Source organism: Pseudomonas sp. TH43, assembly GCF_016650635.1.
Taxonomy (GTDB): domain Bacteria; phylum Pseudomonadota; class Gammaproteobacteria; order Pseudomonadales; family Pseudomonadaceae; genus Aquipseudomonas.
This window is the reverse complement of sequence record NZ_JAEKFI010000001.1, coordinates 1,425,694-1,448,278: the sequence shown is the minus strand read 5'-3', so window position 1 is coordinate 1,448,278 and position 22,585 is coordinate 1,425,694. Positions and strand designations below refer to the sequence as shown.

The following is a 22,585-nucleotide window of genomic DNA, read 5'->3' as shown; positions in this document are numbered from 1 at the left end:
ACTGTGAACACGTTGAAAGTTGGCGTCTGCCTGATGGCGGCCCTGATGTTGTGTGGCTGTAACCCGCTGATGAGTGCTTCGTTGAACAACCTCAAGGCAGCGGTCGTTGGCCCGGATGAAGTGGAGGTAACGCCGGCCGAAGTCGCCGGGGTCAACTATCCGCAACTCAAATTGACCACACCGTCCGGCTCCGGGGTACTGGCGCTGGTGCGTGAGCGTGAAGACCTGCAGTTCTGGGTCGCCTCCGGCAAACAAGTCCTGCTGCTGCGTAATGGCCTCGCCGTGCGCAGCATCGGCCTGGGCCTGGAAGGCGATCTCGATGGCACGCGGCTGTCCGATGACTCGCCGTTCAAACAAGGTCTGCAGCACGTCGTGGACGGTTTCACCACGCGGCGCTGGATTGATCTCTACAAGGGTCAGGAAGTCGGGGTGATCGTTAACAGCCGCTTTTCCCGCCGTTCGGAACAGACCCTGCAGATTCTCGACAAGGAGTACACGGTGCTGCGTGTCGATGAGCAGATTGACGCCCCGGCCATTGGCCTGAGCGCGACCAATCGTTACTGGGTCGACCCGCGTGACGGTTTCATTTTGCAGAGCGAGCAGCAACTGACGTCGCAGTTGCGCGTCAGGGTCGTGCAACTGACCCCTGATCGCAGGCACCTGCCGTGATGCGCCTGAGCATATTGGCGGCGGGCCTGATGCTGGTCGCGAGTGTCAGCCAGGCGGCCGTCATCGTGTCGGGCGATGTTGCTAATCCCGGGCCGGTCGAGTTGCCGGCGGGTGGGCGCTTGCTCGATGTGATCAACGAGGCCGTACCGAACGCCGAGGGGTATTGGCTGGCGGGCGCCTTGTTGCGTCAGTCGCTGGTGGAGCAGCAGACGCGGCTCAAGGTCGGCGTGTTGTTTGATCTCGACGTGTTGCAGCGCATGGCAATGTTGTTCGACAGACCGAGTCGTGCAGCGTTGGCGCAGCGTATCGCCGAAGAAGTGCGGCAGATGCCGGTCACCGGGCGCCAGGTCGCGGATCTCGATCCGGTGGCGCTGGAGGTGGGTTTCGCGCGCAACATCCGCCTCGACGATGGCGATCGACTGATCTACCCAACGCGGGTGGATGAAGTGCAGGTTCTTGGCGCGGTCGCCGAGCCATGCCACTTGCCGTATCAACCGCTGCAAGAGGCCCGTGAGTATCTGCAAGGCTGTTCGATTCTGGCCGATGCCGAGGCCGATTACCTGTGGCTGATCCAGCCCAACGGTGCTGCGCAGCGCGTCGGCATTGCCCACTGGAATCGCGAGAGCGGGCACTTTCCCGTGGCCGGCAGCAAGATTCTGGTGCCGGTAAAAAATGATGATCTTGATCCGCCTATCCCTGAGCTGAATCAGCAGTTGGCCGAATTTATTGCCACGCAGCTGGCCGAGGTGGTTCGTTGAAGTTACGTTTTGCAGCTGTGTTGTTATTGCCGTGTGGTTTGGCTCACGCAGAGCCACGTATTACTCAGAGTGACTTTGGTGGCACCGGTCTGTTGCAGACGCCGACGGCGCGCATGGCCCCGGCGGGCGAGTTGAGCGTCAACGCCAACCGCACCGAGCCGTACAGTCGCTATAGCGTTTCGTTGCAGCCTTTGGACTGGCTCGAAGGCTCGTTTCGCTACACCGCGATCACCAACCGGCCTTACGGTTCGGAGGCCCTGAGCGGCAGCCAAAGCTATAAGGATAAGGCGGTCGACGTCAAAGTCCGGCTGTGGGAGGAAAGCCACTGGTTGCCCGACTTCGCCCTGGGCATGCGAGACGTCGGCGGTACGGGTTTGTTCTCCAGCGAATTTTTCGTCGCCAACAAGCGCTTCGACAACTTCGATTTCAGTGCCGGGATTGCCTGGGGTTACCTCGGTAATCGCGGCGACATCGACAACCCGCTGGGCTATGTCAGTGATCGCTTCGATACCCGGCCAGCCCTTGAAGGCACCGGTGACGTCAACTCGGGTTCGTACTTTCGCGGCAAGCCATCATTCTTCGGCGGCGTGAGTTACCAGACGCCCTGGGATCGCCTCAGCCTGAAACTCGAATACGAAGGCAACGACTACAAGCACGAGCCCAAAGACAACATCATCAATCAGGACTCGCCGATCAACTTCGGTGCGATGTTCAAGGTGACTGATTCGATCGACCTCAGTGCGGCGTGGGAGCGGGGCAACACGGCGATGTTCGGCGTGACGTTCCACACCAATTTCGTCAGCCGCAAGGCGCCGGCCAAGACCTACGATCCGACGCCTGAGCCGCTGCCGGCAAAGGTGCCGACTACGTCGATGGAACAGGTCGATTGGGCCAACGTATCGCAGCGCTTGCAGCAGAATGCCGGCTACAAAGTCGAGCGCATTGCGCAGCGTGATTCCGAGCTGATCGTCTATGGCGAGCAGCAGCGTTACTTCCACGCGCCGAAGGCTGTTGGCCGGGCGAGTCGGATCCTCGACAACAGCGTCAACGACGATATCGACTGGTTCACCGTGGTCAACAAGCGCTACGACCTGCCGCTGGAAGAGACCAGCGTGCCGCGCCAGACCTTCCGCGAAGTGATCAACAACGAGGAACCGCTGGAGTCGCTGCACCGCACCACCGAGATCAACCCGGCGATGCCGCACAACGAGAAAACCCTCTACACCGAAGCGCCGCAACACTTCAGTTATGGCGTGGGGCTGGGTTTCAAGCAGAACGTCGGTGGCCCGGATGGTTTGCTCTATCAATTCACTGCCGACGCCGACGCCGAGTATCGTTTCAATCGCAACACCTGGTGGAACGGGTTGCTCAGTGCCAACCTGGTCAACAACTTCGACAAATTCACCTACGACGCGCCGAGCGGTTTGCCGCGTGTGCGCACGGATTTGCGTCAGTACCTGACCACGTCCAATACGACCATGCCGCTGTTCCAGGTCAGCCACGCCGAGCAGTTGGATAAAGACCTGTATGGCATGGTGTATGGCGGTTATCTGGAGTCGATGTTTGCCGGTGTGGGCGGCGAGGTGTTGTTCCGTCCGACCGGTGAACGCTGGTCGGTGGGCGCGGATATCAACTGGGTGCGCCAGCGTGATTTTGATCAAGGGTTTGCGCTGCGCGATTACTCGGTGGTGACCGGGCATATCACCGGGTATACGGATTTGCCGTTCGATACGTTGGCGGCCGTCAGCGTGGGACGTTATCTGGCCGGGGATTGGGGCGGGACGGTCGACATTTCGCGCGAGTTTTTCAATGGCGTACGCTTTGGCGCCTGGGCGACGATCACCACCGCAGGCAGTGCCGAGTATGGCGAGGGTAGTTTCGACAAGGGCCTGTATCTGTCGATTCCGTTCGACGAAATGATGAGCATGTCGACCATGCGCCGCGCCAACCTGGTGTGGGCGCCGCTGACCCGTGACGGTGGCGCACGCCTCAACCGCAGCTTCCAGCTGCACTCCATGACCGACAGCCGCGAAGGCGACATGTTCTACCGCAACTTCGAGAAGATCACCGAGTAACATTCGATCCTTCAGGCACACCCGTAACCTGTGGGAGCGAGCCTGCTCGCGAAGGCGTCAATACAGTCAGCATCATCGTTGCCTGACCCAGCGCTTTCGCGAGCAGGCTCGCTCCCACATTGGCCATCTGTCACGTCACAGATCCTCAGCCAACCACAAATCCCCTGTAGGAGTGAGCCTGCTCGCGAAGGCGTCAATACAGTCAGCATCATCGTTGTCTGACCCAGCGCTTTCGCGAGCAGGCTCGCTCCCACATTGGCTATCTGTCGCGTCAAAGATCCTCAGCCAACCACAAATCCCCTGTAGGAGTGAGCCTGCTCGCGAAGGCGTCCGAGCAGTCGACATCCCTGTTGCCTGACCCACCGCAGTCGTTATGTGGAGGAACCAGAATCCACGCCACGCCCAAATCCCTGTGGGAGCTGGCTTGCCAGCGATGAGGCCGGCACATTCAACATTGATGTCGCCTGACCCACCGCCATCGCTGGCAAGCCAGCTCCGACAGGCTTGTGCGTCGAGCCCAAATCCCAGGCACAAAAAAGGGGACTTTCGTCCCCATGCGCAGTGCAACTTCGATCTCAGTAAATATCCTTCGACAACAACGTAAACGGCGTCTTGACCAGGATCTTCAGATCCAGCCACAACGACCAGCTGTTGATGTACTGCAGGTCAATCTCCACACGCTTCTGCATCTTGTCGAGGGTATCCGTCTCACCCCGGCAACCGCTGATCTGAGCGAGGCCGGTGATCCCCGGTTTAATCCGGTGACGGGCCATGTAGGCAAGGATTTTCCCCGAGTAGAAATGGTTGTGCGCGACAGCGTGCGGACGCGGGCCAACGAGTGCCATATGCCCTTGCAGCACGTTGAACAGTTGTGGCAATTCATCCAGCGAAGTGCGACGGATAAAGCGACCGACAGCCGTGATACGCGAGTCATTACGGCTGGCCTGTTTCACATCGCGGTCATCGTGCACGCTCATCGAGCGAAACTTCCAGACCTTGATCACCTTGCCATTCCAGCCGTGGCGATCCTGTTTGAAGAGCACCGGGCCAGGCGAGGTGAGCTTCACCGCCAGCGCAATGATCGCCAGCACCGGACTCAACGCAATGATCGCCAGCAGGGCCACGGTTTTTTCCACCAGACTTTTGCTCAGCGCAGCCGTCGGGCGGCTGGTCAGTGGGCTTTCGTTCAAGTAGATCGCCGGCAGGCCATCCACGACTTTCACCGAGTGATTGAGCAACGTCAGCGCGTTCAAATCCGGCACCCAGACCACGTCGACGTTGGCGCCCAGCAGATCGACGTACATCGCTTCGATCTTCGCCGCTTCGCACAGCGGCAGGGTGATGTACAAGCGGCGGATGTCATGCGCCTCGATGAGCTCCAGCAACGCTTCCTGATCGCCAACAATGCGTGGTGCATCCGCGTTCAGTGAAGGCACATCGCCGTTGCTGACCAACCCTACCAACGGCAGGTTTTCCAGTTGGCTGAGCTTCTTCGCCAAGCCCAGCGCCAGTTCGCCTGTCCCGACAATCAGGGTCTTGTGCTCGCTTTTACGCGAGCGCTGATAGAACTTCGAAAACGCATGCAGCGGCGCATACAACAGTGCCTGACCGAGGAAACCGTACACCGCCCAGCTCAGGATCACTTGCCGCGAAAACAACTCATCGGCCTTGCAGACAAAGGCAATGAACGCCAGTGCCGCCATGGTCATCGCCCAACCCATGAACAGGCGACCCAGGCCAGTCAGATAATTGTCACGTTTTCGATAAACACCGCTAAAGGTGTAAGCCGGCACCGAGGCCAGTACCGCCAGTGTTGCGCACATTCTGTAGTAGAACGCGACGGTTCCGGTGTGCTGTTCAGCGAGTATGAACAACAGAGTTACAACAAAGCCCTGTGCCAGCGCCCATTGGCCCCAAAAGGTCAGTCCCTTGAGGCCCGTGTTTCGATTGATACTAAGAGAAAGATCCATACGATATCCCCAAAAGACGTCCATTCAGGTTTCAACAGTTGAAAGCCGAGTTGTTAGGAAGACTTATTTTTTTTGTTGTAGAAAGTGTCCTGAGGTAACAACGTCGAGAGGTCGAACTGTCGTCAGTCAATAGACTAATTTATTGGCGGGGATGGTGTCTGACGAGTTCTAACAAGATGGCAAAGTGCCAACTTTTTAATAATTAAATATTAGAGTGTTAGAAATGGTCGCAGAGCAAAGGGTGAATAAATGATGTTGTATTTGTTACTGTTGGAGGGGTCGAAGCAGGGAGTTGGAATCTTGATGAGGGAGGTGTAGCCAAACAGAGTGCTCTTGTTGTTTTTATAATCGCACTTTTTCTGTTTGTTGTGTTTGCAGGTGTCGGGTGAGATTACGCGACGATTTCCTGGATCAAGCAGTAACCGCGATTTCTGACGGCGCGAAACAAGCGCTCACCGTTACTCGCGCTTTTGAATTTGTCCTGAAGGCGACTCAGGCACATTTCCAGGCCACGGTATTGTTCCGGCTCTCGACCGATGCTCAGAATCAAATCGTCGCGGCTGACAACACGCTCTTCATGGTTGAGCATTTTTCTGACCAGCGCTGTTTCCAGGCCCGTAAGGCTGATCTCGACATCGTCTTTTACCAGTGCGCCCTGATCATCATCGAGATGCCAGGTTTCGCTGGCAGGCATATCAGCTTCGATGGCCACTGGTGTCTGGCTTTCGCCGGTTATGACCGGAATGCTCTGGAAAGGATTGGTCGATTGTGCGGCCAGCCATTCGGACTCAAGAGTGGCCAATATTCGCTGGGTATCATGTTCAATACTGCGGGCGACGTTCTTTCGACTGACGCTGGGATATGTGAACTCCATCACCATCGGAGTGGAGGAGGGCGAAGCAACACCTTCAACAAACATTTGCGCCTGAGACGTGCCAAATGAATTGAAGCGCTCGCTGGACAAGAGGTTCTCAAGTTCGCGCTGGGACGTTGTACTGTGAGTCACGACGACAAAATATTTTCTGGGGAGGGTTGTACTAGTTTCCATGTCTCTCTCCTTAACTGCGTACCAAAAATTGGCTAAAAGGTAAATCGGCAGGCGAGCAATTGCTTCCTTGGAAGTAATCGACAGGCAGGGTCTGGGCCCGAAATGGCCCTCGATAAGTTCCACTCGATCTGCTGCTATGTTGTTAAGTTTATTGTTATGGTGTCGCGCTCATTCAATTGCTTTTTTATAGGTAGGCTTGAAGTACAACTAGGGCTATATGGTTGCATCAGACGATCCTTCGTACGTATGCAAAAGGGTGGCTGCCCTTGAGTCAGGCAGTCGATATCAGGCCCCGCAGCAGGCGATAGCCATAACCGCGGATACTCTGAATCGCGTTTGTACCATACATGTCCTTGATTTTTCCACGCAAGCGACTGATCGATTTTTCCAGCGCTCGAGGGTCGTAGAAATTGGTATTGAGCCCCATGATGCCGGCGATTTCATCATGGCTGAGAATGTGATTACCGGTTTGCGCAAACGCTTCCAGGATCTTCATCTCGGCAAATGAGATGTCGAGTTTCCGGCTGGCATCCATCAAGCAGATGCGTGTCGGATCAAGCGTCAGGTTGATCTCGCGTTGCCATTCTTCACTGTTGAAGAACTCGCCCAGCAAGTCGGCGCCATCATCGGAAAGGGTATTGAGCTTGATACAGACATCCGCCCCGGCAAGATAGTATTTGATCTTGTTGAAGGCGCCTCGCCCGGTAATGACCGCGCAAATGATCGGTTTCAAGTTATCGCTGCGCAGGTTCTCCACCAGCGCGAGATTGTCTTCGAGGGCCTGTGGGCTGTCGATGACGAGGAAGATGGCGCGATACGAACCAGAGTGTTCATTGTGCTGATATGAACTAGCGTACGCATCGGCCTCAAGTGCCATATCAGTTCGCACGTGCTTGGCGACCAGCGCTCTAAAATGTTCAGCCACGCCACGGGTACGACCCAAAGTGAGAACACCGGGTTCGTCGTTTGTCGGGCGCGGGCTTCTAGTCGCTAAGTTCCCTGAGAGCATCATGCATTGACTCGAATTAGTGCTGACGTCGGGATGTTAAAGCACCGGTTCTCATCTGTGACTGACAATTGGTAACATTTACGCGGATTTTAGACGTGTCTCCCGAGTTTTCTAACAATAAATAAGCTTTTCAAGCTTTTAGTTGATTTTCTCGGGGTGGTGAACTAGTCACTAGATGGTGGCTATATGCAATGGTGCCACTATTTTGAGTCTATTGCGATGGCTTTGTTTATGTCCTTTTGCCACTGTCTGGCCATCTCTGAATAGTGTGATATTGATCACAGTTTGTTGGCGGGGCAAGTTTTTTTCTGCGCAAGGCCTAAATATTCTTCGTTTAGATCGTCAGCCGACGATTACTAACATGGCTTGAGTGTGGCAATTCATAAGCCCTATTCTTTCAAAGTCAAAAGATCGCAGCCTGCGGCAGCTCCTACAGGGGAATGCATTTCAAATGTAGGAGCTGCCGCAGGCTGCGATCTTTTGATCTTCAAATAAACCAATTGTTTAACTTCTGATACTCAACCCCTGAGTGTTATAGCCCGGTCGCTCGCCAAGAGCGCTCTGACGGAGGATTAATGGATTTCTGGACTCTTTTTCAGGTGTTGATATTAGGTGCAGTAGAAGGCCTGACCGAGTTCCTGCCCATCTCAAGTACCGGTCACCAGATCATCGTCGCCGACTTGCTCGACTTTGGCGGTGAACGCGCCATGGCCTTCAACATCATTATTCAACTGGGTGCCATCCTTGCCGTCGTCTGGGAGTTTCGACCAAAGATCATCGACATCGTCAAAGGCCTGCCCACCGAGCGTAATGCGCAACGCTTCACCCTGAACTTGCTGATCGCCTTTCTGCCCGCCGTGGTGTTGGGCGTGTTATTCGCGGACGCCATCCACGAATACCTGTTTAACCCGATCACAGTCGCCGTGGCCTTGGTGGTCGGCGGCATCATCATGCTGTGGGCCGAACAGCGCAATCATGTGATCAGCGTCGAACACGTCGACGACATGCGCTGGTCCCACGCACTGAAGGTCGGTTTCGTACAATGCCTGGCGATGATTCCCGGTACCTCGCGCTCCGGTTCGACCATCATCGGCGGCCTGCTCTTCGGCCTGTCGCGCAAAGCCGCCACTGAGTTCTCGTTCTTCCTCGCCATGCCGACCATGGTCGGCGCCGCCGTGTATTCCGGCTACAAATACCGTGACCTGTTCCAGCACAGCGACCTGCCGGTCTTCGCCCTCGGCTTCGTCACCGCATTCATCTTCGCCATGATCGCCGTGCGCGGATTGCTGAAGTTTATTGCCAACCACAGCTACGCCGCGTTCGCCTGGTATCGAATCGCGTTCGGCCTGCTGATTCTGGCAACGTGGGCGTTTGGTTGGGTCAACTGGACGGCGGCGGCGGCAAGCTGATTACTGACTGCTGATCAACGCGGCGACGGCGAGGTCGTTTAACTCGCTGTCGGGCGACTCCTGGCGAAAACGCTGTAACGCTGACGTGAAGTACGCTGCCTGCAGCATGCCGTCGCTGGCGAGGTAGAGACGTGCGTCCTCCTGCTCTTCAGCGGAGTAAACGCGTTTAAAGCTTTCGGTGGTGTTATTGGTCGCCGAGAAGGGCGTCAGCAACAGCACCATGATCGAAAAGCCGGAAAACTGCGTAACTTGCCACGGCGTCTCGGTTTGGCCCATGCAAAAGCCATCGCAATGCGCATAAGCATTGGAGGTAAGGCTAAACAAGGCGAGAAAGGCGTAACGCTTGAAACCGGAGAAGTTAAACGCGGGCATACCCAAAAGACATCCTGTCAGCAAAACAAAACTACGGGCAACGCTCATGCATTGCCCGCCTATTCAAACCTTCAATCAACGGCCTTCCAGCAACTCCGCAGCCTGATCCAGCAACGCCAACGGATCCTTGGCCTTGTGAATATCTACCGACAACAACTGACGGAATTTACGTGCCCCCGGGAAACCCGTGCCCAGGCCCAGCACATGGCGGGTGATGTGATGCATCGATCCACCCGCCAGCAAATGCTCGGCAATATAAGGTCGCAGCTGCGCCAACGCCTCAGCACGGCTGATCACCGGCGCCGAACTGCCAAACAACTGCTGATCCACCTCCGCCAGCAAATACGGATTGTGATAAGCCTCACGCCCCAGCATCACACCGTCGAACGTCTGCAAATGCTCATGGCAAGCCTCCATCGTCTTGATCCCGCCGTTCAGCACAATCTCCAACTCTGGAAAATCCGCCTTCAGCTGCGCAGCAATGTCATAGCGCAACGGCGGAATGTCGCGATTCTCCTTCGGCGATAAGCCCTCAAGAATCGCAATCCGCGCATGCACAGTGAAACTGGTGCACCCGGCATCGCGGACGGTGCCGACGAAATCACACAGCTCCGCGTAACTGTCCCGACCGTTGATACCGATCCGATGCTTCACCGTGACCGGAATCGTCACCGCATCGCGCATCGCCTTTACACAATCCGCCACCAGTTGCGGGTGACCCATGAGGCAGGCGCCAATCATGTTGTTCTGCACACGATCGCTTGGGCAGCCGACGTTTAGGTTCACCTCGTCGTAGCCGTGCTCCTGCGCCATACGGGCGCAGGCTGCCAGATCCAACGGAACGCTACCGCCCAACTGCAGCGCGAGAGGGTGCTCGGCTTCGTTGTGACGGAGGAAACGTTCGTGATCGCCGTTGAGCAGCGCGCCGGTGGTGACCATTTCGGTGTAGAGCAGGGCGTTCTTCGATAGGAGGCGTAGGAAGTATCTGCAATGCCTATCAGTCCAATCCATCATCGGGGCCACGCTGAAGCGGCGAGACGGCTCGGAGCGGTTGGGTCTAGTGTTTACGGGCGCTTCAGGTTTTTCGAGATTCATTGATACTGGTCTTTTATACAGCGGTTTTTACCCATTTTTCCTTGTTTTTCGAAAGCGGTTGCTACAATGTAGCAAGTGAATTCGGCAATGTAGCAACTGGAAATGGGCACGATCACATCACGTAAGCGCAAGGACAACTCGACGGCCTACACGGCGCAGATACGGATCAATCGGGATGGGCGCACAGTTTATCAGGAAAGCCAAACCTTCGACCGTAAGCAGGTCGCCCAGGCATGGATCAAGCGGCGTGAGACGGAGCTGGCCGAGCCTGGTGCAATCGAGCGAGCGAACCGCAAGGGTGTGACGATCAGAAAGATGATCGAGCAGTACTTGGACGAGTACGAAAAGATCAGGCCATTGGGTAAAACAAAGAACGCAACACTCAATGCGATCAAGGATACCTGGTTAGGTGATCTCGACGACTCGGCGCTGACCAGTCAGAAACTGGTGGAGTTCGCACAATGGCGGATGAGCAAAGAGGGCGGCGGCGTTCAGGCGCAGACGGTCGGCAACGATCTGTCGCACCTCGGTGCGGTGCTGTCCGTTGCGCGGCCGGCTTGGGGTTATGAGGTGGATCCGTTGGCAATGCCCGACGCGCGCAAGGTGTTACGCAAACTCGGCATGGTGAGCAAGAGCAAGGAGCGTAACCGTCGGCCGACGCTTGAGGAGTTGGACAAGCTTATGGCGCACTTCTTTGAAATGCAGGAGCGTCGCAAAGCCCAGATCGACATGCCGAAGGTAATCGCCTTTGCGCTTTTCTCGACGCGCCGGCAGGAAGAGATAACCCGGATCAGGTGGGATGATCTCGACGAGTCTCGGCAGTCTGTCCTGGTGCGCGATATGAAAAACCCCGGGCAGAAGATCGGCAACGACGTTTGGTGTCATCTGCCAGACGAGGCTTGGGCAATTCTCCAGAGCATGCCAAAGGTTGAGCGGGAGATATTCCCTTACAACGCGAAGTCGGTGTCGGCCTCATTCACTCGGGCATGTCCGATGCTTGGCATCGAGGATCTGCATTTTCATGACCTGCGACATGAAGGGGTGAGTCGGTTATTTGAGATGGACTGGGATATTCCGAGGGTTTCCAGCGTTTCAGGGCACAGAGATTGGAACTCTCTACGTCGTTACACGCATTTGAAAGGGCGGGGAGATATCTATTCGTCTTGGAGATGGTTGCCTCAATTGTTGGCCTCATGTGAGTAAATGGCGGGCATTCAATCAACGTTTTTTCGTGATTGCAAAATGACATGTATGGCAATACTCTGTTTTAAAACATGGAGGGTGGGGCTTAATGTCTAGGGTTGAGTGGTTTGAACATGACGGACATTCGATTGCATTGATGAAACCTGGCGAGCTAGGTGAAAATGAGAATGTTTTTTCAGTAATAGTGGGCAAAAACGGCGTAGGTAAAAGTCGGTTGTTAGCTGATATCGTAAAAGCTAAAGTCGTTGATTACGCTTATTTTGTTGATCCAGAAGATGGTTCTGTCATTTTTTCGAGTCGTTTTGAATCCGATAAGGAGTCAAAGGTTATAGCGGTATCTACCAGTCCGTTTGATAAGTTTCCCAACCCCAAGAAAAGACCTCACCCAGATGTACAGTCGAACTATAGATATGTAGGTATGCGTGGGGAGGGAATGTATCAGCCTTCCTCCGCTGTATCGTTAATCGCATCCGCAGCAAAAGGGTTGATCGATAAATTGCTTGCTCGAGAGAGTAATCATAATTTACTCGGTGTATTTGACTCGTTGAATTTTCGGCCGGTGGTAGATTTTATCTTTAAGCCGGGGTATATAAGAGCAGCCAAAACTTACGAGGAATATGACCCTAATAGGGTAAGCGATAAAGGTCTTGCGATTGATCTGCAGAGCTTATTGAGTGATTATGAAATACAAATTGATGAGAGGTACTTTCAGGTTTTAGAGTCGATTCCTGTTTCGAAGCGGCCTGAAGTGTTTAACGCAATTGTGAAAGTTCACAGGATGTTGACGAAGCGAAAGGCCGTAGAGTTAACGGTGAATTTTTCGGGCGGTTCTGCGTCTTTGGATGGTAGAGAAGCTAACGATTCCTATATCAAGGCTATGCTAGTATTAGTGAATACTGGTTTGATGCGTCTCATCGATCTTAAGCTCGAAAAAATTGGTTACGGCGAGATGTCTCTCAAAAGAGCAAGCTCAGGTGAACAATGCTTGATGGTGCTCATGCTAGGGATTGCGGGTCATATCACTGATGGTTCGATAGTTCTGATAGATGAGCCTGAAATTAGTTTGCATCCAAGATGGCAGGAGCAGTTCATGATGCTGCTCACAACCTCTTTTTCGGCATATAGAAGATGTCATTTCATAGTCGCTACTCATTCCCCTCAAATCATCGCAAGACTTAGAGATAAAGCCTGCTTTATTACTTCTTTGTCAAAGCGTGAGGTTTATCGTGCTGAAGAGTTTTACCACCGATCCGCAGATTACCAGCTGGCAGAGCTGTTCGATGCCCCAGGTATTATGAATGAGTACATATCACGTCTCGCATTCAATTTGCTTGCGAAAGTAAAGGCAAATAAATGTGTCGATGCAGATGCGGCAAAAGAGTTGGCTAGACTTCAGGACCTGAATCAGCAGGTAGAGTCAAATGATCCCGTCAAAGAGCTCATTCAGTCAGTCTCCGATGTGTGTAAAAAATATGCCAATAATTAACGCGCCCGTGGTGTTGAGTGACGCGTCGTTGGCGATAATTGAGGCAAAAACCAGCGATCCTGATTTTAGCCATACAAGTTGGAATGACGCGGACCTCGAATCTGTAAGATGTGAAGTGAGAAATCATTATCGCGATGTTCAACGATTGACATGTGTTTACTGTCAAGGCGCTGTTTCTCAGCGCTCTGCTTTTGGAGCGCCGGTCGAGCACATTGTTCCTAAGTCTCAGCATTTGGGATTTATGTTCGAGCCAAAAAATATGTGTGTCATATGCCCAGATTGCAACGAGTATAAGGGCAAACGTGAAGTTTTGGTGGAGCCTGTGCTGGTTGCAAATCGAGTGAATTATCCAGTTAACCCTGCAGCGTTTAGAATCATGCATCCGCATTATGATGAGTATGACGAAAACATTATGAGAGCTAACAGGGTTTATATTGAGTGTTCTGATAAGGGTGGTTATACGATTTACATATGCAACCTGAATAGATTTTTTAGAAGATTTGGTCGATGCGATGAGTTCGTTAACGATGCTGAATTGGTTCAAAAATCTGAAAGATTTTATAGTGAAGGGCATGTAGATATTTAAGTTTCAACCCAGTCCATTGGCTGGGTTGAATGTTTATTACTTTCTTCCAAATAGCTTGTTCTGCTCTGTGATTGCCAGTTCTCGCTGGCGATCAATATAATTTGCAAGATCGCTTAAATGAATGCCTAGGCCCGCCTTTTGACTTTGTGCACCTAGTCGGGTTATCGGAATATCTATTTCGCCGCTAAGTCGTTTTGACTTGAATTTTTCAACGGTTAGATTCATATAATCACTGCATACCTTATCTAATGGTATTACTGCTTGTGCGTTATACTGAGCCATAAGCAAGAAAAGCGTATTCATACGACCTCCTCATTCATCAGTACGCTAATTTGAATTGTGGTCATGTGCTGTGTACCTCAGTAGATCCCTCCGCCGTGATACTTGGTGAGAGGCCGGCGGAGAGGAGGCATTGGTTTGGTTAGCCCAGGTTGAAATTGCCGATAGTCAGATGCGCGCCGCCCCCGACTTCGTGTTGCACGACTTCCTTGAATTCTTGTGCCAAGTCTTCGCGTAGCTGTTCTTCTCCAATCCAACGCAGACGCAGCAGGGGTTTGTCTCCGCCGGTGAGAACGGCTACACGCAGGCGGATGATCTGGACTTTTAGCCCTTCATAAGGCTCTACGGTGAACAGGAATTCGGCAGGTAAACCTTCTGAGGACTTAGCCTCGATCTGGTCCATCGCTGAACGAGAAGAGCTCAGGTCGCCGACGACGTGTTCGCTCTTGCGTGCTTGCTCGATGCTGATGGAGCGAATGGCGCTCGCGGCTTTACGCAAATCGATGGGACTATCATCTGCCGCGAGGGCTTGGAGATTCGCTGCCCAATCCTCGATCCAGTCGCTGAGTTCTTTCTGCGCGAACTGAATTGAGGCTGCACGTTCCAGCGCCCGGAAGGCAGCAGTTTTTCTCAAGTTCAGGGTGGCGGTGAAGTCGCCGTGCCCTGGTGACTTGGTGTCGCCCAGGTTGAAAATGACTGTGCACGACATTGCTTCGGCGTCCACAAAACCAGACGCGACAACCTCGGCACTTTGCGTCATTACGTAATTGCCGAAGTCCAGCAGCGAGTGAGTAGTGAGCGCGCCACGGAACCGGCTACGAGCGGCTTGAAATTTCTCGATGCTGTGGATCTTCTGATCAGACGGCAATACCAGCGCTGGGGTGAAAGTATCCAGCGGCTTGGCATAGGCCAAAACGGCGGTGTCCTGAATCAACTGAATTGCTTTGGCTTCCATTGAATCGACTTCCTTTGGTGAGAGGTTTGGAATCGAACGGTTTAGGACTTCGCGTGAATCGGTGCGTCGTCGCGGTTGAATAGCTGACCGGCGCGCGGGGCTTCGGCGAACAAAGTCAGGCGACCGCCCTCATTGACGTGCATCGGGGTGTCGAGGGTGGTGTCCTCGGTACGGCTGCCGCGTTTGGTAGGCACCTTGTAGGCGAGCTTGTGATTGACGGTGACTTGATGACTGTTGGCGATCTGCTTCAAGGTGAAGGTCAGAGTTACCGAGCCGACTTTGCCGTTATCAACAACTCCAGATGCCACTTCAGAAAGGGCGTGACCGATCTGATTGGCGAAGACGCCTGCGTTGAGTTCGCCGATGAATTCGGCCGTATCCGTAGGTTTCATGTGCTGTGCCTATTGATGTGCGATTTGTTTGCCTCTGGACGGCAGAGGCGACCGTTGAAATCAAGCCGCTTGCTTTGCCGCTTGGGTGTCGAGGAACTCGGCCAGGTCGTGCAGGTACACCACTCGTTGTGCGCGAGCCGACCCGTGCAAACGCTTCACGACCAGCGCGATACGACCTGCCTTGATCTCGGCCAGTAGGTAGCGGTCGGTGCGAATGTGTGCGAAGTACTGTTCCCGAACTGCTGCCAAGGTCGGGCATGGAGTAGCGAACTGACGTCGCAATTGTTCAAGTGTGTTGCTCACGCTGCGCTCTCCCCGTACCCCTCCGATGGGGGCAGCAACTTGAGGCGAATCAGCTCGGCGAGGCCTTCTTTACTTTTGCCCATGGCAGCCGCGCAGATGTTGCCCTTGGCGTCGGCCACCACCGCGCCGAATGGGAACTCAGGCGAGTTGGTCGGCGTAACGTAGGCGACTTGCCCGTCAAGGATCACGTTGTTGACGCAGCGAAATACCTCGGCCAGCTCGGTGCTTAGTACGGGCATGCTTTCTAGTAATTGGATGGCTTCCGTCGAGGCGCCAACGAGCGTTGCGCGGCTGACTACCCCCGGGCAGTTCAAGTAGATCGGGATCAGCTTCAGGGCGCCGAGGGCTTGCGTGTAGGCATTGAGGTTGTTTGTTTTCATGCAGCGGCGTCCTTTTTGGTGATGATGATTCCAAGTTTCTTGGCCAGCCATTCAATCCCTTCTTCCTTCACCATCACCACGGAGTAATGACGGCACTTGTTGAGGGATGGAATCAGGGTGCTGCGCGGATCCGAATACAGATAGCCGCGATCACGGTGCTGGCTGGCTAGATCGCCACTGCTGTTGAGAATGCCCAGCTCGCGCAACCTGGCGCGGAAGGCGCGGGGCTTGAGTCCGAGCAATGCGGCTGTTTCGTCGAGGGTGCGGTTCGTCATTGTGCGATCCTCAGACGACTGCTGCGCGTGTGTGTAGCGTGTCCACAATCTCGTTGAGATTGATTTGAAGGGCTTCAATGGTCCCGTCATTCGGTAGGAACCAGTCGCCCTCGGTACCCCAGATGCCGCCTTCGCTACGATGCGGCGCCACGGCATTTGCTGCGGTGCGCTGGATATGGATCACAATTCCGCCGCGCTGGCGGATGAATGACGCTTCATTCTCGAATCGCAGGTCGCTGACTACGAAGCCGCGAGCGGTGTCGTAGGTACGGGCCATTAGGTCGAGATTTTGCGAAGCCAGTAGCAGCCATAACTCGGGGTGCACTTTGTCACGGCCCCACTCGGTGCCGAGTGTCTGCATCAGGTAGCGTGGAGAGCGACCCAGCCACGGTAGAACTCGTTCCTTTTGCTCTCCTTCGAAATCGCACGGACTCAAGTTGAGGATATTCATCAAGCCGTCACGGAGCGGGTCGGCGAATGCGTAGGACTGGAACCCATGATGGTTGACCAGATGCTGCGCGGCTGTGTCTTTGCCAGAACGAGCAACGCCAGCGAGGCCGATTAATAGAGGCTTCATGCTGCATCACCCCCGAATGGTTCGGGTTTGTGAGCGACGACATTTGCTTTCGAAGGTGCCAAGCGAGTGCCCGGCGGCGTGACAATTACCAGTAGGCCGGTGTGCTTTTGAATCGCTTCAACGGCTGCTGGGCTAGTGCAAGCTGCAGGGTGTAGGTACACCGGGCAGCGAGTGTTGCTGTGCTGTGTGGTTCGCATGATCGTACTCTTTGGTGAGAGATTTACGATGCAAACGATACAAATACGTATTGACTGAGTCAATACGTATTTGAATTGATTTTTGCTTGTGCCAAAAAAAACCCGCATCGCTGCGGGGCTTTTTTTGTGGAATGTATTAGAAAATTTCGAGCTTCGAGAATACTACGCCGCAAATTATGGCGTCGGACCCTAACTCAATGATTGGCTCCGGCCATGCTGGATTCAACGGTTTTAGAAACCGGCGGCTGCCCTCCATGACTAACTGCTTGAATGTTGCTTCTTGGCTATCCAAGAGTTTTGCAATCACGAGAGAACCATTTTCCGCATCTTTCGCGGGATCAACAAAAATGATGTCTCCGTCTCGGAAGGACCTCCGTTCATGTTGATTGAACATGGACAGTCCGCGTACTCGAAGGGCATAGCTTTGGCTGCTGTGGGAAGCGGCGCATGGCAGCCATAACTCTGCATCATCAAGGGTTCTAACGTCCTCAATCTCACACCATGCGCCGGCTTGAACCCATGAAATTAGAGGGACGTAGCCTTTAATTGCTGGCCCAGGTTCGACGTTAGTTTCATTCGCAGATGGAGCGCCCTGATCAATAATCGGGTCTTTGTGTTCGCCTCCCTTCCAAAGCCAGTTGCTACTGACCTTCAAGGCTCTGCTGATCTTTTCGATATTTTCATGGCGTGGACTGGCTACCGCGTTCGTCACAATTCTATGAATTGTCGGTTGCGGAACACCGGAGCGTCGGCCGAGTTCGCCTTCTGACAGCCCCAATTCCTGCATGCGCTGGGCGATGCGGTCTCCGATCACTTTTTCTATGCCTTGATTCAAAAACGTATCGGCAAGTGTATTGAATCATTCAATACGTTTGTGTATTGTTGCGGTCAATGCGAAAGCGCATCGGTGAACGATATGACTATCCAAGAAATGCTTGCGGAGCTGCTGCGGTCTGGTTTGTCCCAGAGAGTTATTGCAGATCGCGTAGGAACAACACAGCCGACTATCAATCGCGCCGCGAAAGGTGCAGATGTTCGATACGTAACGGGTAAGGCAATCGAATGCCTATACACCCAAGAGAAAGAAGCGGCCGATCTTAAGTCGGCAGCTTAAAAGGTGTCGAGCTGGGGCCTCTCACCAAAGAATCCCCCAGCCCGACTACGACGATACACAGCACATGCACATCGGTCGTGGTCATAGGATAGGGTTTGCCCTAGGCTATTGCTACACCGTAAACAGGGGATTTACGGTTATGAGTCGCACAGATCTTTTGCCGGACGCTGGTCCGGTCCTGCCACTACGCCAAGCGATTTATCGCGCTGGTCGTGACTACAAGGGCGGAATCACCGCCCTTGCCTTTGAAATGGTGTTGGACAACGACACCCTCCAGAAGAAACTAAAGCTCGATGAAGAACGCCGCTGGCTGAATCCAGATGAGCTTGAGGAAGTGATCAGGCTGACCGCTGATCCTCGCCTGCTGGACGCATTGATGCGACCAGCAGGTGCGGTTTGGTACCAGCCCGTGCCCGTACCGGCAACCCGTGATGCCTTGAAAGCGGTTGGTAAGCTACTCGGGGAAACCGGTGAATTCGTGGCCAAGATGCACGACGGCGCGGCGGACAACGTCTGGGAGCTTCATGAAGTCGTGGATCTCGAAAAGTACGGAATGGATGTGATTCGCGAAGTCCTCGGCATCATGGCGGGTGCTCGTCAGGCGATGGAGGATCGCATCAATGGCTGATGATATCGACCGCGCAAACGAGCAGGCGCAATACCTGCTTGATGTTGCTATTCATCGCAGTCGCCGCATGCCAACGAGCCGCGTTAGCGCGCAGTTCTGTGACGACTGCGACGAACCAATCCCGTTGCTTCGACAGCAGAAGGTTGAAGGTTGCGAAACCTGTGTCTCTTGTCAGGAGTTGCGGGAGGCTCGGCGATGAGTGAATCGGGCAAAGGAACAGCCATCGCTACATGGGCAAAGCGCTACATCAGTACTTTTGATTTGGCACTCGTATCGATAGATCCAGGTGAAAAGGCCCCGAAAGGCCTAGGGTGGAATAAGCCCGGAGGCTATATCACCGATTCCGAGACAGCCGAGGCGTTCTGGCAACGAAACCCTAATCACAATCTCGGCGTCGTACTGGGGCCGAGCCGCGTTTGCTCATTGGATGTTGATGACGTTCAATGGACGCGACATGTTCTGTATGAACTGCTGGGCCTTGATCTTGATGCGATGGCAGTGGTGTTCCCGACTATCGTCGGGAATCCGCTGCGATTCCGGGTTGTGTTCAAGGTGCCGGAAGGCATCGAACTCACGCGTCACTCACTTTCATGGCCGAATGAAAAAGACCCCTACGGCTCGATTTTCAAAAAGCTGATGGACAAGGCCAAAGCTGCGAAAGAGCAAGGTGATCTCGCCGCAGAAGCTGCTGCGCGAGCCGAAGCCGAGCCGTTCAAACGCTTCACGGTCTTTGAATTACGTGCGGGATTGGTGCAAGACGTTTTCCCACCCTCGATACATCCCGGTACCGGCAAACCCTATATATGGAAAACTGCACCAAGTGCCACTGAGGGGCTGCCGACGCTGACCCACGAACTGCTTACCATTTGGCAAAATTGGGAGTTTTTTAAGCGAGATGCTGAAGCTGCGTGTCCATGGGTGGTTGCGCCACCGACGCCACCGGTCAAAGCCCCAAAGCGTCCTGCACTCGGTGGCGGCAGACGACCCTCGGTGATTGATGAATTCAACCGTTGTCACGATGTTGCGGAGCTTCTTCGCGCCCATGGGTACATCAAGCGAGGCAGTAAATGGCTGTACCCTCAAAGCAGCACCGGTCTGCCAGGGGTAACGATCAGTGAGGGCAAGGTTTACTCGCACCACGGTGCTGATCCTCTCGCGAACGGACATCAGAACGATGCCTTTGAAGTGTTCTGCTTACTCGAGCACGGCGGCGACCAGTCGAAGGCTGTGAAGGATGCTGCGCGAATGTTGGGCATGCAGCACGCTGCCCGTCCAGATCCGTATGATCTTCCCCAGACCCCATCCGGCGAATTGAGCGGGCCTATCTCCAACGAAACATGTCCGTCCAGCGAGGCCGCTCCTGCTCCTGACAGGGGGGCGGGGGAGGTTATAACGCTGGACCATATTCTTCGTCGTTTTGCGTTGGTCGAGGGCACCACGCACGTGTGGGATTGCGAACAATCGAAGGTAATGAAGAAGTCCGCCTTCGAAGCTCGTGTGGGCAAGCCTCTGGCCAAAGCCTGGTTGGACGACACTGGAAAGAGGCTGATATCTGACGACCATGTTCGCGACATCGAGCAGGCGCGCCGCATGGCTGGGAAGAAAGGCGGCGCATTCGGGATGTCTCCAACTGATCGCTACGTTTACATCGATGGCACCAAAGACGTTTGGGATCGCGAAAAGAAGCGGCGCATAGCCGAGGGCGCGGTGAAGATGGCTCTGGGAGACACTTATCCGTTGTGGTTGAACAGCAGCGAGCGCCGCACCGTCGATGTTGAACACATCGTGTTTGATCCGACCATGACGAAGGATCCTGCGGTGTACATCAATACCTTTGATGGGTTGCCGCTTGAGCCAGTCAGGGATGATGCAGCGTGTGCCAACCTGCGTTGGCTGATCTCATTTCTTTGTAACCATGATGAAGCGGCAACCGATTGGCTAACTCGCTGGCTGGCGTATCCGCTGCAGCACTTGGGCGCCAAGATGGACACCGCTGTGTTGATGCATTCGATTATGGAAGGTTCGGGCAAGAGCCTGTTGTTCGCTGACGCGCTCGGCATGCTTTATGGCCAATACGCGGCGACTGTTGGTCAGACGCAGTTGGAAAGCAGTTTCAACGCGTGGCAAAGCCGCAAATTGTGGTCGGTCTTTGAAGAGGTCGTCAGTCGCGATCAACGTTACAACCAGGTGGGCAAGATCAAGCACTTGATCACTGGTAAAACGGTGCGGATGGAGTCGAAATTCATTAATGGCTGGGAAGAAGCCAACCATATGAATGCGGTGTTTCTCAGCAACGAGATTCTTCCGTGGCCAATCAGCGACAGTGATCGACGAATGCTGGTCATGTGGCCTATGGAGACCCTGCCAGTCGCAAGGCAAAAGGCGATTGGTCGTGAACTGGAGCAGGGTGGGGTGGCGGCGCTCTACGGTTGGTTATTGTCGATCGATCTAGGGGACTTCAACCAGCGCACGCGGCCGCCATCGACCGAGGCGCGTGAGCGTTTGGTGGCCTTGAGTCGGGCCGGCTGGCAAACATTCTTGCATCTGTGGAAGTACAGCGAGCTGGGGCATGGGCTTTGGGGGCCGTGTCTTTCGACTGACCTCTATTCGTTGTTTCTCGAATGGTGCCAGCGCAACAAAGAGCACGTGATGAGTCAGACCAAGTTCTCTCTATTCATCAGTTCCGAGGTGGATAAAACGCGGGCGATACCCTGGACTGACGGCAATAACCGTCGCTTCGGCGCGTTTTTCTTTCCTGTGGATCTGGATGCTTCCCCGCCCCCATCACTCAAGGCGGCAGAGCTGGGCAAACAGGTGGAGAACTGGCGGGCGAAGGCCAAGCTGGCGGGCTGGCACGTGGACAGCTGGGATCACATCAAGGCGCTTGCAGCATGACTATTTTCAAAAGTGTGTTGGGTGTGTTGGGTGTGTGTCGGGTTGATTTTGAATACCCCGCACAATTTGAGTGCCCGAATTACATGCCTGCGCGGGTGTTGTGTGGGGTGTGTTGGGTTTTGTGTCGCGCACGCGCATGCATGACGTTCTTTGCAACGAATTCAACGGAGGGAATTTTTTCTTATGCGAAGACTGATAAACCCAACAAACCCAACACACTCAACTCAAGCTTGATTGAAGCATTGAATTTAAAGGTATTTATCTGTGTTGGCTTTGTGTCGGGTTGCGGATTTTCTGTGTCGGGTTGGGTTTTACGGGGGCAGGGCAATGATTGAGACGATGGAGTTGTTGCTGAACCATTGGGGCGAGCAATGCCGGCATGCCGGTGAAGCCGGAGGCATGGGTAGCCCGATGGCGACGATCATGGAGTGGGGCGGTTGTGCGCCGCGGGGCACACCCGGTTCCCGGATCCTTCTTGGCGCTGGTGCGGGTCCAGATGCAATTGCGCAGGAAATCGGAGCCGCCCTTTCCGAGATTGCCCGGCAAGATGGTCGGGGTGAAAGGCTGCAACAGTTGGCGGTTATGCGTTATGGCTTTGACCCTGCACCGACATGGGCAGCGCAGATGCACGAACTGGGCTACGTCTCAAAGGCGAAGCAAACCTACTACGATCTTGTGCACCGCCTTCATGTCCGACTCTTTGAGGTACTGGCCGAGCGCAAGGACGCACGCAAGTGGCTTACCGTTGGTCGGGGCGCTTTACCTCAAGGTCTCCTCAAAGTTGCGTCAAAGTTGCGTCAAGTTGGATAACCGAAAATGCCCCCTTTTCGGTTCCGTACTCAGGGGGTAAAAAGTCCCCAAGATATGGATTCTGCGCCTTGGCGCTTCCCCGAGCACGTGCTGTGCACTT

At 54.4% G+C, this 22,585-nt stretch carries 25 protein-coding genes; 12 read left to right on the top strand and 13 right to left on the bottom strand.

What is annotated here, in order from left to right; genetic code table 11:
• The first annotated feature begins 3 nt into the window (after positions 1-3).
• The 3 genes from JFT81_RS06495 to JFT81_RS06485 are packed head-to-tail and all read left to right on the top strand — an operon-like array spanning position 4 to position 3,502.
• Entirely contained in the window at positions 4-669 is a 666-nt protein-coding gene (locus tag JFT81_RS06495) for a YjbF family lipoprotein (protein ID WP_201226579.1), read from the top strand.
• Positions 669-1,427: a capsule biosynthesis GfcC family protein gene (locus JFT81_RS06490; protein WP_201226578.1), complete on the top strand. Its 759-nt coding sequence runs from the start codon at positions 669-671 to the stop codon at positions 1,425-1,427. Before JFT81_RS06495 ends, JFT81_RS06490 begins: the two co-directional genes overlap by 1 nt.
• Positions 1,424-3,502, top strand: coding sequence for a YjbH domain-containing protein (locus tag JFT81_RS06485; RefSeq protein WP_201226577.1), 2,079 nt, complete (start codon positions 1,424-1,426; stop codon positions 3,500-3,502). Before JFT81_RS06490 ends, JFT81_RS06485 begins: the two co-directional genes overlap by 4 nt.
• Positions 3,503-4,077: 575 nt before the next feature.
• Here the strand turns inward: JFT81_RS06485 and JFT81_RS06480 are convergent.
• The 3 genes from JFT81_RS06480 to JFT81_RS06470 form a co-directional block, all read right to left on the bottom strand.
• On the bottom strand, positions 4,078-5,472 hold the full coding sequence (locus JFT81_RS06480) for an undecaprenyl-phosphate glucose phosphotransferase (protein ID WP_201226576.1): 1,395 nt from the start codon (positions 5,470-5,472) through the stop codon (positions 4,078-4,080).
• A gap of 391 nt (positions 5,473-5,863) precedes the next feature.
• Complete coding sequence (locus JFT81_RS06475) at positions 5,864-6,520, bottom strand: helix-turn-helix domain-containing protein (RefSeq protein ID WP_201204897.1); 657 nt, start codon at positions 6,518-6,520, stop codon at positions 5,864-5,866.
• Positions 6,521-6,791: 271 nt separating this feature from the next.
• The gene (locus tag JFT81_RS06470; RefSeq protein WP_201204895.1) at positions 6,792-7,532 is read right to left on the bottom strand and encodes a winged helix-turn-helix domain-containing protein; all 741 of its coding nucleotides are present in this window, start codon (positions 7,530-7,532) and stop codon (positions 6,792-6,794) included.
• Between the two features lie 572 nt (positions 7,533-8,104).
• Between JFT81_RS06470 and JFT81_RS06465 the strand changes: the two genes are divergently transcribed.
• Complete coding sequence (locus JFT81_RS06465) at positions 8,105-8,938, top strand: undecaprenyl-diphosphate phosphatase (protein ID WP_201204893.1); 834 nt, start codon at positions 8,105-8,107, stop codon at positions 8,936-8,938.
• On the opposite strand, the gene JFT81_RS06460 is transcribed toward JFT81_RS06465, so the two are convergent.
• Together JFT81_RS06460 and dusA are read right to left on the bottom strand one after the other, a co-directional pair.
• The gene (locus JFT81_RS06460; RefSeq protein WP_201226575.1) at positions 8,939-9,310 is read right to left on the bottom strand and encodes a DUF2388 domain-containing protein; all 372 of its coding nucleotides are present in this window, start codon (positions 9,308-9,310) and stop codon (positions 8,939-8,941) included.
• A 75-nt stretch (positions 9,311-9,385) separates the two neighbouring features.
• A complete protein-coding gene (gene dusA, locus JFT81_RS06455) occupies positions 9,386-10,405 on the bottom strand; it encodes a tRNA dihydrouridine(20/20a) synthase DusA (RefSeq protein WP_201226574.1) in 1,020 nt (339 codons plus the stop codon).
• 102 nt (positions 10,406-10,507) lie between these two features.
• Between dusA and JFT81_RS06450 the strand changes: the two genes are divergently transcribed.
• The 3 genes from JFT81_RS06450 (at position 10,508) to JFT81_RS06440 (ending at position 13,680) form a co-directional block, all read left to right on the top strand.
• Positions 10,508-11,608: a site-specific integrase gene (locus tag JFT81_RS06450; protein WP_201226573.1), complete on the top strand. Its 1,101-nt coding sequence runs from the start codon at positions 10,508-10,510 to the stop codon at positions 11,606-11,608.
• A gap of 88 nt (positions 11,609-11,696) precedes the next feature.
• The gene (locus JFT81_RS06445) at positions 11,697-13,094 is read left to right on the top strand and encodes an AAA family ATPase (RefSeq protein ID WP_242485557.1); all 1,398 of its coding nucleotides are present in this window, start codon (positions 11,697-11,699) and stop codon (positions 13,092-13,094) included.
• Positions 13,081-13,680: an HNH endonuclease gene (locus JFT81_RS06440; RefSeq protein ID WP_201226572.1), complete on the top strand. Its 600-nt coding sequence runs from the start codon at positions 13,081-13,083 to the stop codon at positions 13,678-13,680. The genes JFT81_RS06445 and JFT81_RS06440 overlap by 14 nt, the downstream gene beginning before the upstream one ends.
• A 36-nt stretch (positions 13,681-13,716) precedes the next feature.
• Here JFT81_RS06440 and JFT81_RS06435 read toward each other — a convergent pair whose 3' ends face one another.
• From JFT81_RS06435 to JFT81_RS06400, 8 genes are all read right to left on the bottom strand, one after another.
• On the bottom strand, positions 13,717-13,983 hold the full coding sequence (locus tag JFT81_RS06435; RefSeq protein WP_201226571.1) for a pyocin activator PrtN family protein: 267 nt from the start codon (positions 13,981-13,983) through the stop codon (positions 13,717-13,719).
• Positions 13,984-14,101: 118 nt separating this feature from the next.
• Positions 14,102-14,914 carry a DUF2303 family protein gene (locus tag JFT81_RS06430; RefSeq protein WP_201226570.1) on the bottom strand — a complete coding sequence of 271 codons (813 nt, stop codon included), beginning with the start codon at positions 14,912-14,914 and terminating at the stop codon, positions 14,102-14,104.
• Positions 14,915-14,955: 41 nt separating this feature from the next.
• The gene (locus JFT81_RS06425) at positions 14,956-15,306 is read right to left on the bottom strand and encodes a hypothetical protein (RefSeq protein ID WP_073473053.1); all 351 of its coding nucleotides are present in this window, start codon (positions 15,304-15,306) and stop codon (positions 14,956-14,958) included.
• Between the two features lie 60 nt (positions 15,307-15,366).
• Positions 15,367-15,609, bottom strand: coding sequence for a pyocin activator PrtN family protein (locus tag JFT81_RS06420; protein WP_201226569.1), 243 nt, complete (start codon positions 15,607-15,609; stop codon positions 15,367-15,369).
• Positions 15,606-15,989 (bottom strand): hypothetical protein, encoded by a 384-nt coding sequence (locus JFT81_RS06415; RefSeq protein ID WP_201226568.1) that lies wholly within the window; start codon positions 15,987-15,989, stop codon positions 15,606-15,608. The genes JFT81_RS06420 and JFT81_RS06415 overlap by 4 nt, the downstream gene beginning before the upstream one ends.
• Entirely contained in the window at positions 15,986-16,264 is a 279-nt protein-coding gene (locus JFT81_RS06410; RefSeq protein WP_201226567.1) for a hypothetical protein, read from the bottom strand. The genes JFT81_RS06415 and JFT81_RS06410 overlap by 4 nt, the downstream gene beginning before the upstream one ends.
• A 10-nt stretch (positions 16,265-16,274) precedes the next feature.
• Positions 16,275-16,841, bottom strand: a complete 567-nt coding sequence (locus JFT81_RS06405) for a deoxynucleotide monophosphate kinase (RefSeq protein WP_201226566.1) — start codon at positions 16,839-16,841, stop codon at positions 16,275-16,277.
• A 333-nt stretch (positions 16,842-17,174) separates the two neighbouring features.
• On the bottom strand, positions 17,175-17,873 hold the full coding sequence (locus JFT81_RS06400) for a S24 family peptidase (RefSeq protein WP_238344752.1): 699 nt from the start codon (positions 17,871-17,873) through the stop codon (positions 17,175-17,177).
• Between the two features lie 418 nt (positions 17,874-18,291).
• Between JFT81_RS06400 and JFT81_RS06395 the strand changes: the two genes are divergently transcribed.
• The 5 genes from JFT81_RS06395 to JFT81_RS06375 are packed head-to-tail and all read left to right on the top strand — an operon-like array spanning position 18,292 to position 22,485.
• Positions 18,292-18,780: a phage regulatory CII family protein gene (locus tag JFT81_RS06395; protein ID WP_201226565.1), complete on the top strand. Its 489-nt coding sequence runs from the start codon at positions 18,292-18,294 to the stop codon at positions 18,778-18,780.
• On the top strand, positions 18,773-18,979 hold the full coding sequence (locus JFT81_RS06390; protein ID WP_201226564.1) for a TraR/DksA C4-type zinc finger protein: 207 nt from the start codon (positions 18,773-18,775) through the stop codon (positions 18,977-18,979). The genes JFT81_RS06395 and JFT81_RS06390 overlap by 8 nt, the downstream gene beginning before the upstream one ends.
• A complete protein-coding gene (locus tag JFT81_RS06385; RefSeq protein WP_201226563.1) occupies positions 18,976-21,675 on the top strand; it encodes a DUF5906 domain-containing protein in 2,700 nt (899 codons plus the stop codon). The genes JFT81_RS06390 and JFT81_RS06385 overlap by 4 nt, the downstream gene beginning before the upstream one ends.
• The gene (locus JFT81_RS06380) at positions 21,672-22,010 is read left to right on the top strand and encodes a hypothetical protein (RefSeq protein WP_201226562.1); all 339 of its coding nucleotides are present in this window, start codon (positions 21,672-21,674) and stop codon (positions 22,008-22,010) included. Before JFT81_RS06385 ends, JFT81_RS06380 begins: the two co-directional genes overlap by 4 nt.
• A complete protein-coding gene (locus JFT81_RS06375; RefSeq protein ID WP_201226561.1) occupies positions 22,003-22,485 on the top strand; it encodes a hypothetical protein in 483 nt (160 codons plus the stop codon). The genes JFT81_RS06380 and JFT81_RS06375 overlap by 8 nt, the downstream gene beginning before the upstream one ends.
• Positions 22,486-22,585: the final 100 nt, after the last annotated feature.

Coding starts and splice junctions, on each gene's coding strand:
- JFT81_RS06410 (WP_201226567.1), bottom strand. CDS start 16,264: ATGACGAACCGCACCCTCGACGAAACAGCCGCATTGCTCGGACTCAAG.
- JFT81_RS06415 (WP_201226568.1), bottom strand. CDS start 15,989: ATGAAAACAAACAACCTCAATGCCTACACGCAAGCCCTCGGCGCCCTG.
- JFT81_RS06450 (WP_201226573.1), top strand. CDS start 10,508: ATGGGCACGATCACATCACGTAAGCGCAAGGACAACTCGACGGCCTAC.
- JFT81_RS06380 (WP_201226562.1), top strand. CDS start 21,672: ATGACTATTTTCAAAAGTGTGTTGGGTGTGTTGGGTGTGTGTCGGGTT.
- JFT81_RS06425 (WP_073473053.1), bottom strand. CDS start 15,306: ATGAAACCTACGGATACGGCCGAATTCATCGGCGAACTCAACGCAGGC.
- JFT81_RS06435 (WP_201226571.1), bottom strand. CDS start 13,983: ATGAATACGCTTTTCTTGCTTATGGCTCAGTATAACGCACAAGCAGTA.
- dusA (WP_201226574.1), bottom strand. CDS start 10,405: ATGAATCTCGAAAAACCTGAAGCGCCCGTAAACACTAGACCCAACCGC.
- JFT81_RS06465 (WP_201204893.1), top strand. CDS start 8,105: ATGGATTTCTGGACTCTTTTTCAGGTGTTGATATTAGGTGCAGTAGAA.
- JFT81_RS06395 (WP_201226565.1), top strand. CDS start 18,292: ATGAGTCGCACAGATCTTTTGCCGGACGCTGGTCCGGTCCTGCCACTA.
- JFT81_RS06490 (WP_201226578.1), top strand. CDS start 669: ATGCGCCTGAGCATATTGGCGGCGGGCCTGATGCTGGTCGCGAGTGTC.
- JFT81_RS06390 (WP_201226564.1), top strand. CDS start 18,773: ATGGCTGATGATATCGACCGCGCAAACGAGCAGGCGCAATACCTGCTT.
- JFT81_RS06460 (WP_201226575.1), bottom strand. CDS start 9,310: ATGCCCGCGTTTAACTTCTCCGGTTTCAAGCGTTACGCCTTTCTCGCC.
- JFT81_RS06385 (WP_201226563.1), top strand. CDS start 18,976: ATGAGTGAATCGGGCAAAGGAACAGCCATCGCTACATGGGCAAAGCGC.
- JFT81_RS06430 (WP_201226570.1), bottom strand. CDS start 14,914: ATGGAAGCCAAAGCAATTCAGTTGATTCAGGACACCGCCGTTTTGGCC.
- JFT81_RS06475 (WP_201204897.1), bottom strand. CDS start 6,520: ATGGAAACTAGTACAACCCTCCCCAGAAAATATTTTGTCGTCGTGACT.
- JFT81_RS06480 (WP_201226576.1), bottom strand. CDS start 5,472: ATGGATCTTTCTCTTAGTATCAATCGAAACACGGGCCTCAAGGGACTG.
- JFT81_RS06470 (WP_201204895.1), bottom strand. CDS start 7,532: ATGATGCTCTCAGGGAACTTAGCGACTAGAAGCCCGCGCCCGACAAAC.
- JFT81_RS06405 (WP_201226566.1), bottom strand. CDS start 16,841: ATGAAGCCTCTATTAATCGGCCTCGCTGGCGTTGCTCGTTCTGGCAAA.
- JFT81_RS06375 (WP_201226561.1), top strand. CDS start 22,003: ATGATTGAGACGATGGAGTTGTTGCTGAACCATTGGGGCGAGCAATGC.
- JFT81_RS06445 (WP_242485557.1), top strand. CDS start 11,697: ATGTCTAGGGTTGAGTGGTTTGAACATGACGGACATTCGATTGCATTG.
- JFT81_RS06440 (WP_201226572.1), top strand. CDS start 13,081: ATGCCAATAATTAACGCGCCCGTGGTGTTGAGTGACGCGTCGTTGGCG.